General features: G+C 62.6%; 18 protein-coding genes. 12 read left to right on the top strand and 6 right to left on the bottom strand.

The annotated features are described in order from the left end of the window. Window positions 1–23 precede the first annotated feature (23 nt). Window positions 24–326, top strand: a complete 303-nt coding sequence (locus tag FHS54_RS09255) for a glycine zipper 2TM domain-containing protein (protein WP_167303486.1) — start codon at window positions 24–26, stop codon at window positions 324–326. 105 nt (window positions 327–431) lie between these two features. Here FHS54_RS09255 and FHS54_RS09260 read toward each other — a convergent pair whose 3' ends face one another. Next, window positions 432–839, bottom strand: a complete 408-nt coding sequence (locus FHS54_RS09260; protein ID WP_167303487.1) for an EVE domain-containing protein — start codon at window positions 837–839, stop codon at window positions 432–434. A gap of 65 nt (window positions 840–904) precedes the next feature. On the opposite strand from FHS54_RS09260, the gene FHS54_RS09265 reads away from it, so the two are divergent. Then, complete coding sequence (locus FHS54_RS09265; protein WP_167303626.1) at window positions 905–1,849, top strand: isopenicillin N synthase family dioxygenase; 945 nt, start codon at window positions 905–907, stop codon at window positions 1,847–1,849. A gap of 1 nt (window position 1,850) precedes the next feature. On the opposite strand, the gene FHS54_RS09270 is transcribed toward FHS54_RS09265, so the two are convergent. Beyond that, entirely contained in the window at window positions 1,851–2,234 is a 384-nt protein-coding gene (locus FHS54_RS09270) for a dihydroneopterin aldolase (protein WP_167303488.1), read from the bottom strand. Between the two features lie 111 nt (window positions 2,235–2,345). Between FHS54_RS09270 and FHS54_RS09275 the strand changes: the two genes are divergently transcribed. Genes FHS54_RS09275 through FHS54_RS09290 form a run of 4 tightly spaced genes read left to right on the top strand, consistent with a single transcriptional unit; the run spans window position 2,346 to window position 5,271 of the window. Further along, complete coding sequence (locus FHS54_RS09275; protein WP_167303489.1) at window positions 2,346–2,864, top strand: GNAT family N-acetyltransferase; 519 nt, start codon at window positions 2,346–2,348, stop codon at window positions 2,862–2,864. Window positions 2,865–2,907: 43 nt separating this feature from the next. Then, window positions 2,908–3,474, top strand: a complete 567-nt coding sequence (locus tag FHS54_RS09280; protein ID WP_167303627.1) for a DUF1285 domain-containing protein — start codon at window positions 2,908–2,910, stop codon at window positions 3,472–3,474. Next, window positions 3,471–4,082 carry a CoA pyrophosphatase gene (locus tag FHS54_RS09285; RefSeq protein WP_167303490.1) on the top strand — a complete coding sequence of 204 codons (612 nt, stop codon included), beginning with the start codon at window positions 3,471–3,473 and terminating at the stop codon, window positions 4,080–4,082. Before FHS54_RS09280 ends, FHS54_RS09285 begins: the two co-directional genes overlap by 4 nt. Beyond that, entirely contained in the window at window positions 4,063–5,271 is a 1,209-nt protein-coding gene (locus tag FHS54_RS09290; protein ID WP_167303491.1) for a CCA tRNA nucleotidyltransferase, read from the top strand. The genes FHS54_RS09285 and FHS54_RS09290 overlap by 20 nt, the downstream gene beginning before the upstream one ends. Here FHS54_RS09290 and FHS54_RS09295 read toward each other — a convergent pair. Together FHS54_RS09295 and parC are read right to left on the bottom strand one after the other, a co-directional pair. Then, on the bottom strand, window positions 5,235–6,986 hold the full coding sequence (locus FHS54_RS09295; protein WP_167303492.1) for a putative bifunctional diguanylate cyclase/phosphodiesterase: 1,752 nt from the start codon (window positions 6,984–6,986) through the stop codon (window positions 5,235–5,237). The two genes, FHS54_RS09290 and FHS54_RS09295, sit on opposite strands and share 37 nt — an antisense overlap. Before the next feature lie 84 nt (window positions 6,987–7,070). Continuing rightward, a complete protein-coding gene (parC, locus tag FHS54_RS09300; protein ID WP_167303493.1) occupies window positions 7,071–9,359 on the bottom strand; it encodes a DNA topoisomerase IV subunit A in 2,289 nt (762 codons plus the stop codon). A 154-nt stretch (window positions 9,360–9,513) separates the two neighbouring features. Between parC and otsB the strand changes: the two genes are divergently transcribed. The 6 genes from otsB to purQ all read left to right on the top strand — a co-directional run bounded on the left by otsB (window position 9,514) and on the right by purQ (window position 15,662). Beyond that, window positions 9,514–10,275 (top strand): trehalose-phosphatase, encoded by a 762-nt coding sequence (otsB, locus tag FHS54_RS09305; protein ID WP_341785955.1) that lies wholly within the window; start codon window positions 9,514–9,516, stop codon window positions 10,273–10,275. Window positions 10,276–10,380: 105 nt separating this feature from the next. After that, on the top strand, window positions 10,381–12,150 hold the full coding sequence (locus tag FHS54_RS09310; protein ID WP_341785960.1) for a glycoside hydrolase family 15 protein: 1,770 nt from the start codon (window positions 10,381–10,383) through the stop codon (window positions 12,148–12,150). Beyond that, window positions 12,147–13,553: an alpha,alpha-trehalose-phosphate synthase (UDP-forming) gene (gene otsA / locus FHS54_RS09315; RefSeq protein ID WP_167303496.1), complete on the top strand. Its 1,407-nt coding sequence runs from the start codon at window positions 12,147–12,149 to the stop codon at window positions 13,551–13,553. The genes FHS54_RS09310 and otsA overlap by 4 nt, the downstream gene beginning before the upstream one ends. Before the next feature lie 174 nt (window positions 13,554–13,727). Further along, entirely contained in the window at window positions 13,728–14,510 is a 783-nt protein-coding gene (gene purC / locus FHS54_RS09320; protein WP_167303497.1) for a phosphoribosylaminoimidazolesuccinocarboxamide synthase, read from the top strand. A 240-nt stretch (window positions 14,511–14,750) separates the two neighbouring features. Then, window positions 14,751–14,984, top strand: a complete 234-nt coding sequence (gene purS, locus FHS54_RS09325) for a phosphoribosylformylglycinamidine synthase subunit PurS (protein WP_167303498.1) — start codon at window positions 14,751–14,753, stop codon at window positions 14,982–14,984. A 3-nt stretch (window positions 14,985–14,987) separates the two neighbouring features. Continuing rightward, window positions 14,988–15,662, top strand: coding sequence for a phosphoribosylformylglycinamidine synthase subunit PurQ (gene purQ / locus FHS54_RS09330; RefSeq protein ID WP_167303499.1), 675 nt, complete (start codon window positions 14,988–14,990; stop codon window positions 15,660–15,662). 209 nt (window positions 15,663–15,871) lie between these two features. Here the strand turns inward: purQ and FHS54_RS09335 are convergent, their stop codons facing one another. Together FHS54_RS09335 and FHS54_RS09340 are read right to left on the bottom strand one after the other, a co-directional pair. Further along, window positions 15,872–17,971, bottom strand: coding sequence for a GumC family protein (locus FHS54_RS09335; RefSeq protein ID WP_167303500.1), 2,100 nt, complete (start codon window positions 17,969–17,971; stop codon window positions 15,872–15,874). Continuing rightward, window positions 17,971–18,660: a polysaccharide biosynthesis/export family protein gene (locus tag FHS54_RS09340; protein WP_167303628.1), complete on the bottom strand. Its 690-nt coding sequence runs from the start codon at window positions 18,658–18,660 to the stop codon at window positions 17,971–17,973. The genes FHS54_RS09335 and FHS54_RS09340 overlap by 1 nt, the downstream gene beginning before the upstream one ends. Between the last annotated feature and the right edge of the window lie 78 nt (window positions 18,661–18,738).

Here is an 18,738-nt window from a genome sequence, read left to right on the forward strand (position 1 = left end):
CAAAGCATCCTCAGGAGGAATATATGCGTAAAGCCGTTCTTGCCCTTGCCGCCGTTTCGATGGCGATCCCCGTTTCCATGGCCCTGCCTACCGATGGCGCACATGCGCGCAAACATCATCGCTACAAGGAATGGCGCGGCCGGGACGGACGGACCTATTGCCGGAAATCGGATGGCACGACCGGCCTGATCATCGGCGGCGTGGGCGGCGCGCTGCTGGGCCGGACGATCGATACTGAGGGCGATCGGGCGACTGGAACGATTCTGGGCGCTGCTGGCGGCGCGTTGCTGGGCAAGGAAATCGACAGCAAGCGCCGTTGCCGCTGATGCAACAAGGGCGGCTTCCCGTTGGAAGCCGCCCGTTTTTTTGATGGCTCGTCCGTTTCGCTGCACCGCACCAGCATTGCCCGCCAGCGCTTATGCTTTTGATGCTTATGCTTTTGACAGGGCCACTATGTGCCGGAATTCAGCTTCGGTAAGGGGCGACACGGACAGGCGCGACTGACGCAATATGACCATGCCGGAAAGCGCAGGGTCGGCCTTCATCGTTTTCAATGTCACGGGCTTGGGCAATTTTTCCTTCGGCGCGACATGCACGGCGATCCACTTGCCGCTGTCGTCCGTGCTGTCCGGCGCAGCTTCTTCCACAATTTCCATGACGCCAACGGCTTCGACGCCGATGTTACTATGGTAAAAGATCGAAAGATCGCCCTTGCGCATGGCCTTCATGTTGAGCTGGGCGGCATGATTGCGCACGCCGTCCCATTCCGCTTTCCCCTTTTCGACCAGGTCGTCATAGGAAAAGACATCGGGTTCCGATTTCATCAGCCAGTAGTTCATCGCGCCTCATTGCATCAGCCTGCGGAGCCGATCAAGGATGACCGCAGGCAATCGGAGTGAACAACATGCCCCAGCCGGAACCGGCACAGGTCCCCATCCTGTCGATGGCGGATATGGCGAAGGCGGATTTCGCCCAGGCGCTGGGACGTTCTTTTCAGCGGTTCGGCTTCGCGATGGTCAGGGATCATGGCATGGATGAAGCGTTGATCGACCAGTGCTGGGCGTTGTCCCGTCGCTTTTTCGACCTGCCGCTGGATGCAAAACAGCGTCACGACGCCGCCGCCAATGGCGGGCAGCGCGGTTATACGGCGTTTGGCAGGGAAATAGCCAAGGATGCGGACGAAAATGACCTCAAGGAATTCTGGCATATAGGGCGTGACCTTCCCACGGGGGATCCGCTCGCCGCCGCCATGCCTCCCAATGTCTGGCCCCTTGAGATCGCGGAGTTCCGCCCCGCCTTCATCCGCCTCTATGCCGAGTTCGAGCGCGCCGGGGCCGCTTTATTGTCGGCCATCGCGCTGTATCTGGGGCTGGACGAACATTGGTTCGATCAGGCGACGGACAAGGGCAATTCGATCCTGAGGCTGCTGCATTATCCGCCCGTTTCCCCCGCCGCATCCGGCGTTCGTGCCGCCGCGCATGAGGATATCAACCTCATCACCCTGCTACTGGGTGCGGAGGAAGGCGGACTGGAGCTTAAGGACCGCGACGGAAACTGGCTACCCGTGGTGCCGCCGCCGGGCGCGCTGGCGATCAATGTGGGCGACATGCTTCAACGGCTGACCAACCATCGGCTTCCCTCAACCAGCCATCGGGTCGTCAACCCGCCGCCCGAACGGCGGGGCGTTTCCCGCTATTCCATGCCGTTTTTCCTGCACCTGCGGCCTGATTTCCTGATCGAACCGCTGCCGCAATGCACCGACGAAGCGCATCCCCGGCGGGACCCGCCAATCACCGCGCATGATTATCTGATGGAGCGGCTGCGCGACATCGGCCTGGTCAAGGCCTAGATCAGCGCCGGGGACGGCCCAGGGTGATGCCGATTTCCTCACCCTTCTCACTCAGCGCCAGCTTGATGATCTTCACCTCTACATGCAGCACCTTGTCGTCCTGCATGAATATCGTGTCGATGATATGGTCGGCGACCGCTTCAATCAGGGTGAAATGCTGGCCTTCGGGCAAGGCAGCCGTCGCCGCATGTTTCAGGTCCATATAGTTTTTCGACCGGGACAGCGGCGTATCGGGCGCATAATGATCCGCCATCTTCAGCCGCGCGCGAATGGAGATGCGCAGCGGTTGCGGCAGATGGGTTTCTTCCGAATAGATGCCCGTCAGGACATTCACATCCAGATGATTGACTTCCAGCGTCAGAAAATCGTCAAATGCGCTGTTCATAGTCTTCCTGCGGCGGGCGATCGCCAGTTTGCACTTTAAATTTCCGAAGCAGGCGTTAAGGCCGCCGCTCCCGGCGCGGTCCATGCGCCATTGACGGCGGATCGGCAAGACGTGTCTCGCATTGTGCCCTTGAACAACGTGCCGCCGCAGGATGTCGAACATCTGCTGGACGCGGCTTTCGGCCCCGACCGGCGTCAACGCACCGCCTATCTGATCCGGGGCGACATGCCCTGGCTGACCGACCTTTCCGTCGCCACCTTGACGGATGAGGGCCAGCTTGCCGGGTCGCTGCAATGCTGGCCTGTCGCGCTGACCCATGATGACGGAACGCAGACGCCGCTGATCATGGTCGGTCCGGTGGCCGTTGCACCCGATTTCCAGGGCACAGGGATTGGCCGCGCCATGATGGACGCGGTGGTCGCTGCTGCCCGCGAACGCATGACAGAGCCGCTGATGATGATCGGCGACCCGGAATATTATGGCCGCTTCTGGGGCTTTCGTGCTGAAGGCACCGCTGGCTGGAACTGCCCCGGTCCCTATGAGCCGCGCCGCCTGCTGGCGCTGACGGTCAATGGCGATCCCGTCACGGGCGAAGGCATGTTGGGACCGCGGCGCGCACCCCTCGCCTGATTTCCCTTTTGCCTTCGGGCGCGCACGATCCTATCTCGACGCCATGCCGATGGATCCGCCACCTGACCTTTCCAGCCTTTCGCTGACCGACATCGCCCGCCTGCTCGCAGAAAAGCGTCTGCCGCCGGTCGAGAAATGGAATCCCGACCATTGCGGCGACAGCGAAATGCGCATCGCTCGCGACGGCACATGGTTTCATCAGGGGTCGCCGATAGGACGTGAGGCGATGGTGCGGCTGTTTTCCACCATCCTGCGGCGGGAAGCGGACGGCTCCTTCGTGCTGGTGACGCCCGTCGAAAAGCTGTCGATCGAGGTGGAGGATGCCCCTTTCCTCGCCGTCGAGCTCAAAAGCGAGGGCGAAGGACGCGACCGTGCGCTGGCCTTTCGCCTGAATATCGGCGACCTGGTCACCGCCGGTCCCGACAATGCGATCCACATCCGCGAAACGGCGGACGGCCCCCACCCCTATCTGCATGTTCGCGGCGGGTTGGAGGCGCTGGTTTCCCGCAGCGTCTATTATGAATTGATGAACCTTGCGCTGGATGAAGGCGCTGATCCAGTCGGTCTTTGGAGCGGGGGCGCATTTTTCGCGCTGGACGGCTCGCAATGATGCTGGCGGATCGGCTGCGCGCCGCCCTTGCCGAAGGACATGCGCGTGACATCGGAATCAAGCTGTCGGACACGCGCGACCCGCGCATCCGCGAAGACATATTGCTGGCACCCGCAGCCGTGCTGGTCGCCATCACCAATCGCGCCCAACCCGGGCTGATCCTGACCGAACGATCCGCATCCCTGCGCAAACATGCCGGTCAGGTCGCATTCCCCGGCGGTCGGGTGGATGAAGGCGATATGGATGAAACGGCCGCGGCGCTGCGGGAAGCGCAGGAAGAAATTGGCCTGCCTCCGCATCTAGTCGACATCATCGGCACATCCGATCGCTACCACACCTTTACCGGGTTCGACATCGTCCCGGTGCTGGGCGTCGTGCCGCCCGACCTGATCCTGACGCCCCAGGCCGATGAGGTTGCCGACTGGTTCGAAATACCACTGTCCTTCGCGCTCGACCCCATCAATCGCATCAGGAAACAAATTGGTCCTCAAGGGGATGAACGTCATTATTACGAGATTATGTGGGAAGGACGTCGCATCTGGGGCATCACCGCAGCCATCCTTGTCAATCTTTCGCGGAGGCTGAGCCATGCCCGCCTTGTTGCCTGACGCTGAGTGGCGTCATCGTCCGGGGCTGGACGGCCTGCTCACCGCGCTGGAAGCGCAAGCGGGACATGCGCGCTTTGTCGGCGGGGCGGTGCGCGACGGGCTGCTGGGCCTGCCCGTCAGCGACCTGGACATCGCAACGACGCTGGAGCCGACCGCGGTCGTCGACAGATTGAAGGCAGCGGGGATCAAGGCCGTTCCCACCGGCATAGATCATGGCACCGTCACTGCCGTGATAGCCGGTTGGCCGGTCGAGATCACGACATTGCGCCGCGATGTCAGCACCGATGGCCGTCGCGCCACCATTGCCTATACGGACGACTGGCGCGAGGACGCTTCTCGCCGGGATTTCACCATCAACGCGCTCTACGCCGACCCGGTCAGCCGCGAAGTCACGGACTTTTTCGATGGGGTTGCCGATTTGCAGGCGCACCGCGTCCGCTTCATAGGGGCGCCTGACGAGCGGATCGCGGAAGATCATCTGCGGATCCTGCGTTATTTCCGTTTCCTCGCGCGGTTCGGACGGGATGAGCCGGATGCCGACGCCTATGCCGCATGCCGCGCCGCCGCCAACAGCCTGATGGCTTTGTCGCGGGAGCGGATCGCGGACGAACTGCTGAAGCTGCTGGCCGTCGAACAACCGCTCGCTTCCGTCAAACTGATGATCGACGGCGGCATATTGGCGGCGGTCCTGCCCGAAATCGACCAAAGCGGGCTGGAGCGGTTGAAGGCGTTGATCCCGCGCGAACAGGCAGCGGGGGTCGCGGTATCCCCTCTCCGCAGGCTCGCCGCGCTTCTACCCCCCGATCCCCGGAAAGCGGAAAATGTTGGTGCCCGGCTGAAACTTTCCAAAAAGGCGCGCAAGCGGATCACGCTCGCGCTGGAAATGCCAGACGCATCATCGCCGCGTGCGATAGGCTTTCGCGTCGGGGTGGAAGGGGCGATCGACCAGATGCTGTTGGATCATCGCCGTCCGATAGAAGACATCGACGCGCTGAAAGACTGGACCCCACCGCAACTTCCGATCGGCGGCGGCGCGCTCATTGCGCTGGGGCTCTCCCCTGGCCCCGACGTCGCCACAGCGTTGGGCGAAGTGCAGCGCGTCTGGGTGGAGGAAGGTTTCCCCGATGCCCGGCGCGTGGCCGAGATCGCCGATCAGACCGTTTCGAAATTCCAGCGCGCGCGCCAATAGTCATAGGCTTCGGCCTCAGGCATCGGCCGCGCGAAATAATAGCCCTGGCCATAGCCGCAGCCCATGGTCTGCAACGCATGGGCCAATTTCTGTGTTTCAATGCCTTCGGCGGTCACGTGCAAATGCAGGGATTCTGCCAAGGACAATATGGTCCGCACGATGGCGACCTTGTCTTTGTCGTCCAACATGGATGACACAAAGCTGCGGTCAATCTTCAAAATGTCGATCGGCAGGCTGTGCAGGCTGGCAAGGTTGGAATAGCCGGTGCCGAAATCGTCCATGGCGATCAGCATTTGCAGGTCCTTGAGAGCAACCAACAGCTTCCGCGCCTTTTCAGGGTCGGCGATGATTGCGCTTTCAGTGATTTCAGCCGTCAGCCGATTGCCCGCGACGCCTGAATAGCGGAGCGATTCCTCAAACATCGACGCCACATCGTCGCGCGCCATCTGGATCGGGGAAAGGTTGATGTTGACGCCCACAGGCAGCGGCTGCCCAAATTTGGCGTCCCAACGGCTAAGCGCCTGCGCCGCTTCATAGGCGGCCCAGCGGCCCAATTGGGTGATGAGGCCGCTTTCTTCCGCCACCGCGATGAACTCGACAGGCGACACCGTGCCCAAGTCGGGATCTTCCCAACGGGCCAGCGCCTCAAACCCGTTGACCTCACCCGTCGGCAGATGGATCAGCGGCTGGAATGCGAGCGTCAGGCAGCCCTGGGCCAGGGCCGTGCGCAGGCGGCTTTCGATCGAAAAGCGCCGCTGCGCCTCCTTGAGCACGCCGTTGCGATAAATTTCCACCTTGCCGCTGCGCTTGGCGATCTTGACCGCCGCTTGTGCCTTGCGCACGACATCGTCGGGGTCATCGTCCAGGTTGACGGACAGGGCGCAACCGATGGCGCAATCCACCCGGATCTGCACATCGCTCAACCGAATCGGCGAGCCAAGCGCGTCCTTGACCCTCTGAACGATATGAATGCAATCCGACATGCCATTGTTAAGCCTGGAGAATATGGCAAAGTCATTGCCGCCGATGCGGGCCAGCACATCGCCCTGCCGCAAGCTCGACTTCAACCGCTTCGCCACGGTGATCAACAACTCGTCGCCCGCCATCGGACCCAATGATTCGTTGACCCGGCTGAACCGGCTAAGGTCGATGGCGATGATCCCGAACTGCGAATGTTCCGGCCACGGCCCGTTGGCCAAGCGGTCTTCAATCTCTTCACCAAAACCGGCCCGATTGGGCAAGGCGGTAAGGCCGTCGGACAGCAATTCTCGGCGCAGATTCTTTTCGGTGACCCGGTCGTTCGTGCGGTCCAGCGCGGTGAACAGGATCAGGCGGCCTTCGTCATGGACCCACGGCAATTGCCCGATGGTGCAGGAAAAATATTCCCAACCCAGCGCGCCATTACGCCGCAGTTCGAAAGCAGAGGCCCTGCGGTCGGACATGGCCATCTTTACCATGCGCCTGCGCCATTCTTCATGGTGCGGCGGCTTGGCAGACAGGTCGAGCGTTTTAAGGAAGGTGCGGTAGAAACAATCATTGACCGCAACCAGCGACAGCTGACCATCGCGAAAATACATCAGCGCGGCGGCCTGCGGGATGGCCGCTACCCACTGTTCCTTTTCAGCCATGTCGGGCAGGCGCGTGCGAGTGAACCCTTCAAGAGGGTCGCCGATCGGGCTGTCGGATGGCCCAATACGCGCTGGAACGATTTCCATGACACGCCTTAGAGCGACAAATGGTAAATATTCGGGAAATACTATGCTTGATTTCAATCAGATGTCTGCATTTTTTACATCCGATCAAAATCGGTTATCGCGGGGGAAGCCGACGGGCGGCATCCGGCCGGCGGCCCCGCGCGCGACGCGCCATGGCGTCATGTCGCTTTCCGTGCGAGTCCTGCCGCTGTCGCCGCCCATTGCCCAGCTAAGGCCGTCCGCCATGCGGAACGTCACCGCATCGGACAAGCCGCCGTCACGATAACGCTGCATCTGCACCCCTTGCCCCCGTGCCATTCGGGGCATTTCAACCAGCGGGAATACCAGCAGCTTCCGATTCTCTCCGACAATGGCGATGCTGTCGGCATCGGCGGCGATGGGCCGGACGACGGAGAGCCGCGCGCCCGGTCGGACATTGACCACCTGCTTGCCCTTGCGTGTTTCGGCGATAATATCCGCCGTGGTGGCCACGAACCCGCGCCCGTCCGATGCAGCCAGCAACAGCTCACCGCCCCTGCGCGCGGGCAGCAGCGCGACGATCTGCCCCTGATCGTCCATGTCTACCAGCGACCGAACGGGATCGCCAAAGCCGCGCCCGCCCGGCAACCTGTCCGCGCCCAGGGTGAAAATGCGCCCGGCGGATGTCGCCAGCAACAGCTTGTCCGTCGTCTGCGCGTGAAAGGCGATCATCGGACCGTCGCCTTCCTTGAATTTCAGCGTGTCCGCCGATGCCAGGTCGCGATGGCCAGTGAGCGCCCTTATCCAGCCACGTTCGGAAAGGACGACGGTGATCGGTTCGCGCTCGATCATCGCCTCCAGCGGGATTTCGCGGGCTGGCGCGGCTTCCTCCACCAAAGTCCGGCGCTTGCCCATATCCGTTTCAGGGGAATAGCGTTTGCGCAGGTCGGCCAGGTCCTTTTTCAGCCGCGTGCGTTGCCGGGTGGGGCTGTCGACCAGCTTGTTCAGCTCGTCTCGTTCCTTCAGCAATTCAGCATGTTCGCGCCGCAGCTCCATCTCTTCCAGCTTGCGCAGGGACCGCAGCCGCATGTTGAGGATAGCTTCCGCCTGCCGGTCGGTCAGCTGGAACTCTGCAATCATGACCGTCTTGGGCTCATCCTCCGTGCGGATGATCTCGATCACCCGGTCCAGGTTCAGATAGGCGATGATGTAGCCGTCGAGCAGATCGACCCGCGCCGCGATCTTGTCCAGCCGATGGCGCGCGCGGCGCACCATCACGTCGACCTGATGTTTCAGCCATTCGATCAGAACCGGCTTCAGCCCCAGGACGCGCGGGGTGCGCGTGCCGTCCAGTACGTTCAGGTTCAGCGGAAAGCGATTTTCCAGGTCGGTCAGGCGGAACAGGCTGTCCATCAGCACGTCCGGGTCCACCGTTCGCGCGCGCGGTTCTATGACGATGCGGATCTCCGCGTCGCTTTCATCGCGCACATCGGCCAGAATGGGCAGCTTCTTGTCGTTGATCAGGGCCGCGATCTGCTCGATCAGCTTGGATTTCTGCACCTGGAACGGGATTTGCGTAACCACGGCGATCCAGGTGCCCCGCCCGCCATCTTCCTTGTGCCAACGCGCGCGCGTGCGGAACGAGCCGCGCCCAGTCGCATAGGCTTCCGAAATGATGGATGCGTTGTCCACCAGCACGCCGCCGGTCGGAAAGTCCGGGCCGCGCACAATCGCCATCAACTCTTGATGTTCGGCGTCTGGATTGTCGATCAATAGGCCGGCGGCGTCGATCAGTTCTGCGACATTGTGCGGCGGGATGCTGGTCGCCATGCCCACGGCGATGCCGCTCGCGCCATTGGCCAGCAGGTTCGGGAAAAGGCCGGGGAAAACCTCCGGCTCTTCATCCTCGCCATTATAGGTGGGACGGAAATCGACCGTGCCTTCGTCCAGCCCCGCCATCAGGTCGGCGGCGGCCTGTGTCAGTCGCGCTTCGGTATAACGCATGGCGGCGGCGTTATCGCCATCGATATTGCCGAAATTACCCTGCCCATCGACCAGCGGGGTGCGGAGCGAAAAATCCTGCGCCAGACGCACCATGGCGTCATAGACCGATGAATCGCCATGGGGGTGATATTTGCCGATCACGTCGCCCACGACGCGCGCGCACTTCTTGTAACTGGTGGTGTTTCGCGCCGGATTGGCGACCAGCACATCGGGCGAAGCACCGCCCGGTTCCATCCGCAACATCCGCATCGCCCACAACAGGCGGCGATGCACCGGCTTCAGGCCATCGCGCAGGTCGGGCAGCGACCGGGCGGTGATCGTCGAAAGGGCATAGACCAGATAGCGTTCCGACAGCGCGTCGTCGAAAGGATGGTCCTTGATAGCGTCGAACGGGTCGCGGAAATCGGTCATCGCGAACGGAATAGCAGCGCCGCCCGCGATGGCAAACGCCGATTTGTTCCGCTTCCGACCCAGCCGGGAATCGGAAAGCCGATGCGTCCGAAAAAATCATGTCAAAGCGCGGTTCAGGGCTTGCACATTCGACGGGGAGCGCCACTTTGCGCGCGTGTCCGAATCCACCCCCTCCCCCACCGATCTGCCTGTGCCGCCAGTTGCCTTGTTGGCCGGGGCGGCATTGTTCCTCGACTTTGACGGGACGCTTGCTCCCATAGCGGATACGCCTGACGGGGTTGTGGTCGACGGCGACCTTATCGCCCTGCTCGCCCAACTGCGTGACATGCTGGACGGTCGGGTCGCCATCGTCAGCGGTCGTTCCATCGAAACGTTGCGCGACCTTGGCTTTGGCGACTTCCTTCTCGCCGGGACGCACGGCTTGGAATTTGCCGAACCGGGCGCGCAGGTCGAAGCTCCACCACGCCAGGCCGCCGTCGATGAAGCCGAAACAGCCTTCAACGCCTTTGCGCATGAAAAGCCGGGCCTGCTGGTCGAACGAAAATCGATCAGTGTTGGCCTGCATTTTCGCCGCGCGCCGCAATGGGGGGAGGATGCCGGAGAGCTCGCCCGATCGCTGGCGAAGCGGCTGGGCCTGCACGTACAACCCGGCAAGATGCTTTACGAGCTGCGGCCCGGCGGCGCGGACAAGGGTAGCGCCGTGCATGCCTTGATGGCGCGGGACCCCATGGCGGGTGGCACGCCGCTCTTTATCGGCGACGATGTCACCGACGAAGAAGGGTTCGCCGCGGCCATTGAGTTGGGCGGCGCGGGCATTTTGGTCGGTCCCCCACGATCAACCCTTGCTTCATTCTCTTTGGAACAGGTTGCCGCTGTCAGGCATTATCTCGCCCAGGGGATCGCCGCGTCCGGCTGATATGACGACCCGGCGCCCCCGGTAATATTAGCAGGGGGCAGAACGATAAGCAGCCGTAGCACCACCAATCCTGCCGGGGATCAGCGAACGCTCGACCTCTGGCCCATCGGCAACTGCCAGGCATCAGCGCTGATCGACCGCGCAGGCCGGATGATATGGGCCTGCGTTCCCCGCGTCGACGGCGACCCCGTCTTTTCCGCCTTGCTGGACGACAAAAGCTGGAGCAGCCCGGACGCTCGCGGTTTCTGGGCGATAGAGCTGGAAAATTGCGCCAAGGTTGAACAACATTATATTCGCAACACACCTATCCTGGTGACCCGTCAGACCGACGATCAGGGCAATGCGATAGAGCTTTACGACTTTTGCCCGCGTTACCAGCATCTGGGGCGCATGTACCGCCCGGTTGCTTTCGCCCGCGTCGTCCGGCCTGTGGCAGGCAGCCCGCGCATCCGCATCCGCCTGCGCCCTTCTACCAGCTGGCATTCGGAACATGTCCCGATCAGCTACGGGTCCAACCACATCCGTATCGTTCTGTCCTACATGGCGATGCGCATGTCGACCAACGCGCCGATCGGACTCATTGCCCAGGAAAGCTGGTTCCGCCTGGAACATGACATGCATTTTTTCCTGGGGCCGGACGAAAGCTTCTCCGACGCGTTGCGCCCGGCGGTCGAGCGCATGCTGGAGGACACCATCCGCGAATGGCAAATCTGGGTTCGCGGCCTGGCCATTCCCCCCGAATGGCAGGAAGCCGTGATCCGTTCCGCCATCACGCTGAAACTTTGCCAGCATGAGGAAACCGGCGCCATCGTCGCTGCGCTGACCACCAGCATCCCAGAACATGCCGACAGCGGCCGCAACTGGGACTATCGCTACTGTTGGATCCGCGACGCCTATTATACCGTCGAGGCGCTGAACCGGCTGGGCGCGCTCGACGTGTTGGAAAGCTACCTCGTCTATCTGCGCAACATCGTCGATGGCGCGAAGGGCGGCCATATTCAGCCGCTTTACGACGTGCGCGGCAACGCCACGCTGCAGGAATATGAAGCGGAAAGCTTGCCCGGCTATCGCGGCATGGGGCCGGTACGAGTCGGCAATGCCGCCTATTCGCAGATTCAACACGATGCCTATGGCCAGATCGTCCTGTCATCGGTTCAGGGCTTCATCGACCAGCGTCTGGTGCGCATGGCGGACATCAGCGACTTTGAGGCGCTGGAGGCGGTCGGCGCGCGCGCCTGGGCCGTTTATGACCAGCCCGATGCGGGCCTGTGGGAATTGCGCACCCGCGCGCACGTCCATAGCTACAGCGCGGTGATGTGCTGGGCGGCATGCGACCGGCTTTCCCATGCGGCTGGTGCGCTTGGGTTGGACGCGCGCGAAATACACTGGCGCGAGCGGGCGGAAATCATGAAGGCGCGCATCCTGCAATCGGCATGGCGCACCAGCAGCAACGCGATTTCGGCCACGTTCGAGGACGACGCCCGTGACGCATCCCTGTTGCAACTGCTGGACCTGCGGTTCCTGACCCCGGACAATCCGATGTTCCTGGGAACATTGAAAGCGCTGGAAAAGGATTTGCGCCGGGGCAACGACATGCTCCGCTACAGCACGCCCGATGATTTCGGCGAGCCTGTCACTGCGTTCAACGTCTGCACTTTCTGGCTCATCGAAGCGCTGCATCGCACCGGTCGGACCGAAGAAGCCCGGATGCTGTTCGAAGAAATGCTGTCCCGCCGCACCGCCGCGGGTCTACTGTCGGAGGATATCGACCCGGCAACCGGGGAATTATGGGGCAATTATCCCCAAACCTACTCTTTGGTCGGCATCATCAACTGCGCCGTTCTGCTGAGTAAACCGTGGAGCGTGATGCGATGAGCCGGCTGATAGTCATATCCAACCGGGTAAGCAGGCCCAGCAAGTCAGGCAATCAGGGGGGGCTTGCCGTTGCCCTTTCCCAGGCGCTGCGGGAAAGCCGGGGTATCTGGGTTGGCTGGTCGGGCGAGGTTACGGATAATTTTACCGGGCATATCGGCTTTGCCGAGGATGAAGGGGTAAAGACCGCCACCATCGACCTGGAAGAGCAGGACGTCGACGAATATTATAACGGTTATGCCAACAAGACGCTCTGGCCGCTGTTCCACTTCCGCATCGACCTTGCCGAATATGAGCGCGATTTCGAGGGCGGCTACAACCGCGTCAATCACCGCTTCGCCGATACCGCCAGCCCGCTGATCGAGCCGGAAGACATCATCTGGGTGCAGGATTATCACATGATCCCGCTTGGGCAGATGCTCCGTGAAAAGGGGCATATGAACCGGATGGGCTTTTTCCTCCACATCCCCTGGCCGCCCACGCGCCTGCTGGTGTCCCTGCCCCACCATAGCAAGCTGGTGCAGACGCTGTTCGCCTATGACGTCGTGGGGTTCCATACGGAGGAATGGCTGGAATCCTTCCGCCACTATGTAGAGCGAGAAATGAACGGCACGGTGAACGGCGATTTCGTGACGCTGGGCGACCGCACCATTCAGGCGATCGCTTGCCCGATTGGCATCAACGCCCAGGAATTCGCCAACGCAGCCGTCAGCGATCCCGCGCGCGAAATGTTCGAAAAGGTCCGCCGCTCCCTGCAGGACCGATCCATGATCGTCGGCGTGGATCGGCTGGACTACAGCAAGGGGCTGGAAGAAAGGTTCAGCGGCTATTCCCGTTTCCTGAAAGATCATCCCGAACAGCATCGCAAGGTCGTGCTGACCCAGATCGCGCCGCCCTCTCGCGGGGAGGTGGAAAGCTATCAGCATATCCGCGCCACGCTGGACGCCGTCGCCGGGCGCATCAACGGCGAATATAGCGATGTCGACTGGACCCCCATCCGCTACGTCAACCAGGGCTATCCGCGCGACAAGCTGGCGGGCATCTATCGCGCGGCGCGGATCGGCCTGGTCACGCCGCTGCGCGACGGCATGAACCTGGTCGCCAAGGAATATGTGGCGGCGCAGGACCCGGAGGACCCCGGCGTCCTCATCCTGTCCCGCTTTGCCGGCGCTGCGATGCAGTTGAAGGATGCGCTGCTCATCAACCCCTATAGCCCGGAGGAAATGTCCGACGCCATCACCCGCGCCCTCGCCATGCCATTGGACGAACGCAAGCGGCGCTGGCGCGCGATGATGGATTGTGTCGAGGAACAGGATATCAGCTGGTGGCGGCGCCGCTTCACCGAAAGACTGATGGCCGCGCAGCGTTATGATGAACAGACGGCGCAGGTTGAAACGGCGCATTGACCTGCGGGCATGCTGACAAGGCATTGAAGCAACAGAGGCCGCTGCCACCTCAGCGCGCTAATTGCACCTCTGCCTCCTTTGGTCTATGGGCCACGCCAGCAGCCCCGGCACCCGCTGATCCTTCCCGATTCGCGTTGCCGGGGCACATTCATTCTTGGGAAGACAGGAACGCGCATGGCCCGTCGCCGTCAGATCTACGAAGGCAAGGCAAAGATCCTTTACGAAGGTCCTGAACCTGGCACGATCATCCAATATTTCAAGGATGACGCCACCGCCTTCAACGCGCAGAAAAAGGGCACGATTTCCGGCAAGGGCGTGCTCAACAACCGTATTTCCGAACATCTCTTCACGCTGCTTGGCCAGATCGGCGTCCCCACGCACTTCATCCGCCGCCTCAACATGCGTGAGCAGCTGGTGCGCCAGGTGGAAATCGTGCCGATCGAAGTGGTGGTGCGCAACGTGGCCGCAGGATCGCTGAGCAAGAAGCTGGGGATTGAGGAAGGCACGCAGCTGCCCCGCACCCTGATCGAATATTGCTACAAGGACGACGCGCTGGGCGACCCGCTGGTGTCCGAAGAACATATCGCCTGTTTCGGCTGGGCCACGCAGGAAGAAATGCACGAAATCGCCGACATGGCGATCCGCATCAACGATTTCATGTGCGGCCTTTTCGCAGGCATCGGCATCCGCCTGGTCGATTTCAAGCTGGAATTCGGCCGCCTGTGGGACGGCGACTATAGCCGCGTCATCCTGGCCGATGAAATCAGCCCGGACGGCTGCCGCCTGTGGGACATGAACACGGGTGAAAAGCTGGACAAGGACCGGTTCCGCCGCGATCTGGGCGGCGAAGTCGAAGCCTATCAGGAAGTGGCCCGCCGTCTTGGCCTTATGCCCGAAGGCGCGGATACGACCGTGCTCGACCTGGACACGCATCGCAAGAAGCGTAGCAAGGACTAACCGTCCGCTAGGGTTAAACTGTCGAAACGCCGCCTTTTTCCAACGGAGAACGGGGCTTCGGCAGGCCAAGACCCTGGCCGACGCGCAGCGCCTGCTCACCTGTTTCGGCTCGCCGGAAGGCCAGCCATCCCAACAAGACGTCAGGCCGTTTCAAGACGGCACGAACGGGATAATGCCTTGCCTGCCGCGCCCCACGGGACTAGGGGGTGCGCCATAGCCATCCACGGAGTTTCGCACCTCATGAAAGCCCGCATCTTCGTCACCCTCAAGGGCGGTGTTTTGGACCCGCAGGGCAAGGCGATTCACCACGCGCTCGACGGTCTTGGCTTTGCTGGCGTCAATGACGTGCGCGCAGGCAAGCTGATCGAACTGGACCTTGCCGATGGCACCAGCGACGAAGATATCGACGCCATGTGCCGTAAGCTGCTCGCCAACACGGTGATCGAAAACTACCGCATCGAAAAGGCGGACTGAGCCATGAAGAGCGCCGTCATCGTCTTCCCCGGCAGCAATTGCGACCGCGACCTCGCCGTGGCTTTCGAAGCGGTGACCGGCGCGAAACCGGAAATGGTCTGGCACCGGGACACCGAACTGCCCGACGATATCGACCTGATCGGCGTTCCCGGCGGCTTTTCTTACGGCGATTATCTGCGTTCAGGCGCCATGGCCGCACGCTCGCCCGTCATGCAGGCGGTGGCGAAGGCGGCGGAACGTGGCGCTTATGTCCTGGGCATCTGCAACGGTTTTCAGGTTCTGACCGAAAGCGGCCTGCTTCCCGGCGCGCTGCTGCGTAACGCCGGTGGCCATTTCATCTGCCGCGACGTCAGCCTGACAATTGAAAACGCGCAGAGCGCCTTCACCAACCGATATGACGCTGGCGAAACGGTCACTTTCCCCGTCGCTCATCATGACGGCAATTATTTCGCTGACCCCGCCACGCTCGATCGCCTCGAAGGCGAAGGCCGTGTGGCGCTGCGCTATGCGGAAAGCTGCAACGGCTCCGCCCGCAACATCGCAGGCGTCCTCAACGAAGCGGGCAATGTGCTGGGCATGATGCCCCACCCGGAACGCGTGATCGAAGCCGCCCATGGCAAAACCGACGGCCGCCGCCTGTTCGAAGGCCTGGTCGAAGGCCTCCTCACGCGGGCTTGATGCTCTTTCCGGTCGGCGTTGCGGCCTAGAATCGCAGCTGCGCCTTGATTCCCAACGTTCGGGCTGGGCTCCTGCCTTCGCAGGAGCACTGAGATCACAGCAGCGTGCTCCTGCGAAGGCAGGAGCCCAGTCCCTCCATCTCCAGGAGAGGACGGCATCACCTCCCAACCACCAGGCAGACTTATAAGTCGGCATCACCAGCGCCGCGCCTATCCACCGCGGTGATAATCATATTCAAACGCGCGCCCTTCCTGCTTGGTGAGCACCGCGCCAACAATCGCGCCGCCCGCGCGGCGCAGACGGTCGACCGCGACGCGCAGGCCGCCATGATGGTTGCGCCCCCATTCGACGACCAACACCGTCGTTTGCGCCTTTGCCGCCAGCAATGACGTGTCAGGCTGGCCCAGGATCGGCGGCGCGTCGATCAGCACCGTATCATATTGGTCCTGCACGCCTGCCAGCAGCACGTCGAGCGCTGCGGTGGAAAGCAGTTCGGCCGGGTTGGGTGGAATTGCGCCGCTCAGCAGTAGTGATACGCCGGGAACGCCGCTGGCGACGATCACCTCATCCGCCTTTGCCTGCCCGGTCATGACCTCGCTGATGCCCCGCTCCGGCGTCACCGCGAACAGGCTGCGCTGCCTTGGCCGCCGCATGTCGCCGTCAATCACCAGCACACGCCGGTCGAGCTTGGCCAGCGCCAGCGCGAGCGCATGCACGGTGGATGACTTGCCCTCCCCCTCCTGCGCGCTGGTGACCAATATGGAACGGGGCAACCCTGCCGAAGACGCCAGCAAAAGCGACGAAGCAATGGGCACGAATGTTTCCACCACCGGCCTGTCCGTGGCGGGCACCGTTCCCAGCAGCGGCAGATTGGCCCGTTCTGCCAATGTGTCGGCGGATGTCACGGCGTCGTCGAACACATGCCGCGCGCCGACCAGCAGCAGCCCCAGCGCCAGCCCGCCCAGCGAAGCGAGGAGCATCGTCGACCCGATATCGGGCGATGATGGCCGCGACGGCACGGCTGCCCGGTCCAGCGGCTGGATGCGGCCCGCCTGGAATCCGGCCTGCGACGCCATGTCGCGATATCGCTGGAGCAGGCTGTCATGCAGCAGCCTGTAGGTATCGACCGTCCGTTCCAGGATGCTCATCTGCACCCCGCGTCCCCGCTCCGCCAGCGCCGCGCGCTCGACATCGGAAATTTCCGCCTCGATCTGCTTTTCGCCATGAATGGCGACGTCATATTGTTCTTTCAACGACGCGCGGATCGTGTTCGCCATCACCTGCGCCTGATCGTCCAGAGCCTCCAGCCGGGCGTGCGCCTCACGCATTTCGGGATGCGCAGCCTTGCGAAACTGCCGTTGCTGGACAAGTTCCGCGCGCGCCTGCGCCCGCTGCGCCATCAATTGCTGCATCGCGCCGTTGTTCAACACTTCCGGCAGCGTTTCCACGCTGGAAAGCCGCGCGCTTTCCCACCGCTTTTGCGCTGCGATCCGGTCCGCCGTCGCCTGTGCGCGAAAGGCATTGAGTTGGGCGAGGCGCGTAGCGCTGGTCCCCGCGCTACTAGCTGGGCGGGCCGATTGCGCGTCTTCCGATGATCCCATTCGTGCCGCATAGACCGCCAGGTCGCGCTCCGCCCGCTCAAGATCCCGGCGCGCGCCGTCCAGTTCGCCCAGCAGGAAACGGCGCGCCTGCACGCCGGATTCGAACCCGCGCTTCAGGTCGGCACGGATCAGGCTGTCGGCATAGCTGTTCGCCACGCGCGCCGACAGGACGGGATCGGCGCTGGTAAAGCTGATGCGGATCACGCGGGACTTGCCGGGCAATTCCACCTTCAAATTATCGCGCAGCAGGCGGATTACGGCTTCGGTTTCCACCTGTCGCTGGCTCAGGGAAGCGGAGCCTCGCTCCGGCCTCTTGACCTTCATCGCGTCGAACAATGTCCGGTTGCCGATCAGCGCCAGTTCGCGCGCGACATCTTCGGCCAGCGACCGGCTGCGCAGCACTTCCAGTTCCGTCTGCATCAACGCTTCATTGTCTGATGGTGCCTGGGGCCGTTGCGCCGAAGCGGAACCAGCGGCACCGGCAGGCACATCTTCCACTTCGACAGATGCAGTCGCCTGATAATCGGGCGTCGACAGCAGGATGAAGATGACCCCCGCCAGAACACACAGGGCCATGGTGCCGAACAGGATGACCCGGTGCCGCCGCACCGCCGTCCACACGCCTCTTGCCGTCACCACCGCCCGCGCCGCGCGACCTTCCTCGACAGAGCCATTGCCCGGATCGATGCGGATACTGGAATCGGCCATCAGCGCCCTCCATCCAGTGCGATGAAGCCTGCGCCAATTGCAGGCAGCGCCAATAGTCCTGCCCCCAATATCGTCTTGACCCGCGAAGGTCCGACCAGGATCATGTCGCCCGGCAGGATTTCAGGATCGGGCGCTTCGCCTCTGCGAATGGATGACAGGTCGAACATCGCCGCCGCGCGCGCGCCATCGGCCTGACGCACGACGACCACCTGTTTCAGGCTGGCGAGCCGCGTCGGCCCTTTCGCCATCGCCACGGCCTGCACCAAACCCAGCCGACCCTCAACCGGGAACAGCCCCGGTTCGCGCACCTCTCCGTCGACGGTGATGCGCCGACTCACGGCCTTCTTCACAAACACGGTGACCTGCGGCGACACCAGATAACGATCGCCCAGCCTGCCCGCGATCACGTCCGACGCTTCGCCAGCCGACAGCCCCGCAACAGGCACATCCCCCACCAGCGGCATGCGCACCATGCCCGCCGCCGTGACCTGCGCATCCTCCAGCGACAGGCCAGGCTCATGATAGACCTGTATGCGCAACACATCGTCAGCCGCGATGCGATAATCCATGCCGACCGCCGGGGCCGCAGGGATGATCGCATAGGCCGCATCCCCCTTGGGGGCGTCCTCCACCGTCGTGCAGGCACTCAGCGCGATGCTGGCCGCCAATCCGGTCAGCAACCGTGTCATCCTGACGGTCGGTTCGTACATAACGCTGTGAATCCCCGCGCTCTTTCAGCTGCCCATCGCTGGGCTGCCATCGGGCGT

Source organism: Sphingobium vermicomposti, from assembly GCF_011762025.1.
Classification (GTDB): domain Bacteria; phylum Pseudomonadota; class Alphaproteobacteria; order Sphingomonadales; family Sphingomonadaceae; genus Sphingobium; species Sphingobium vermicomposti.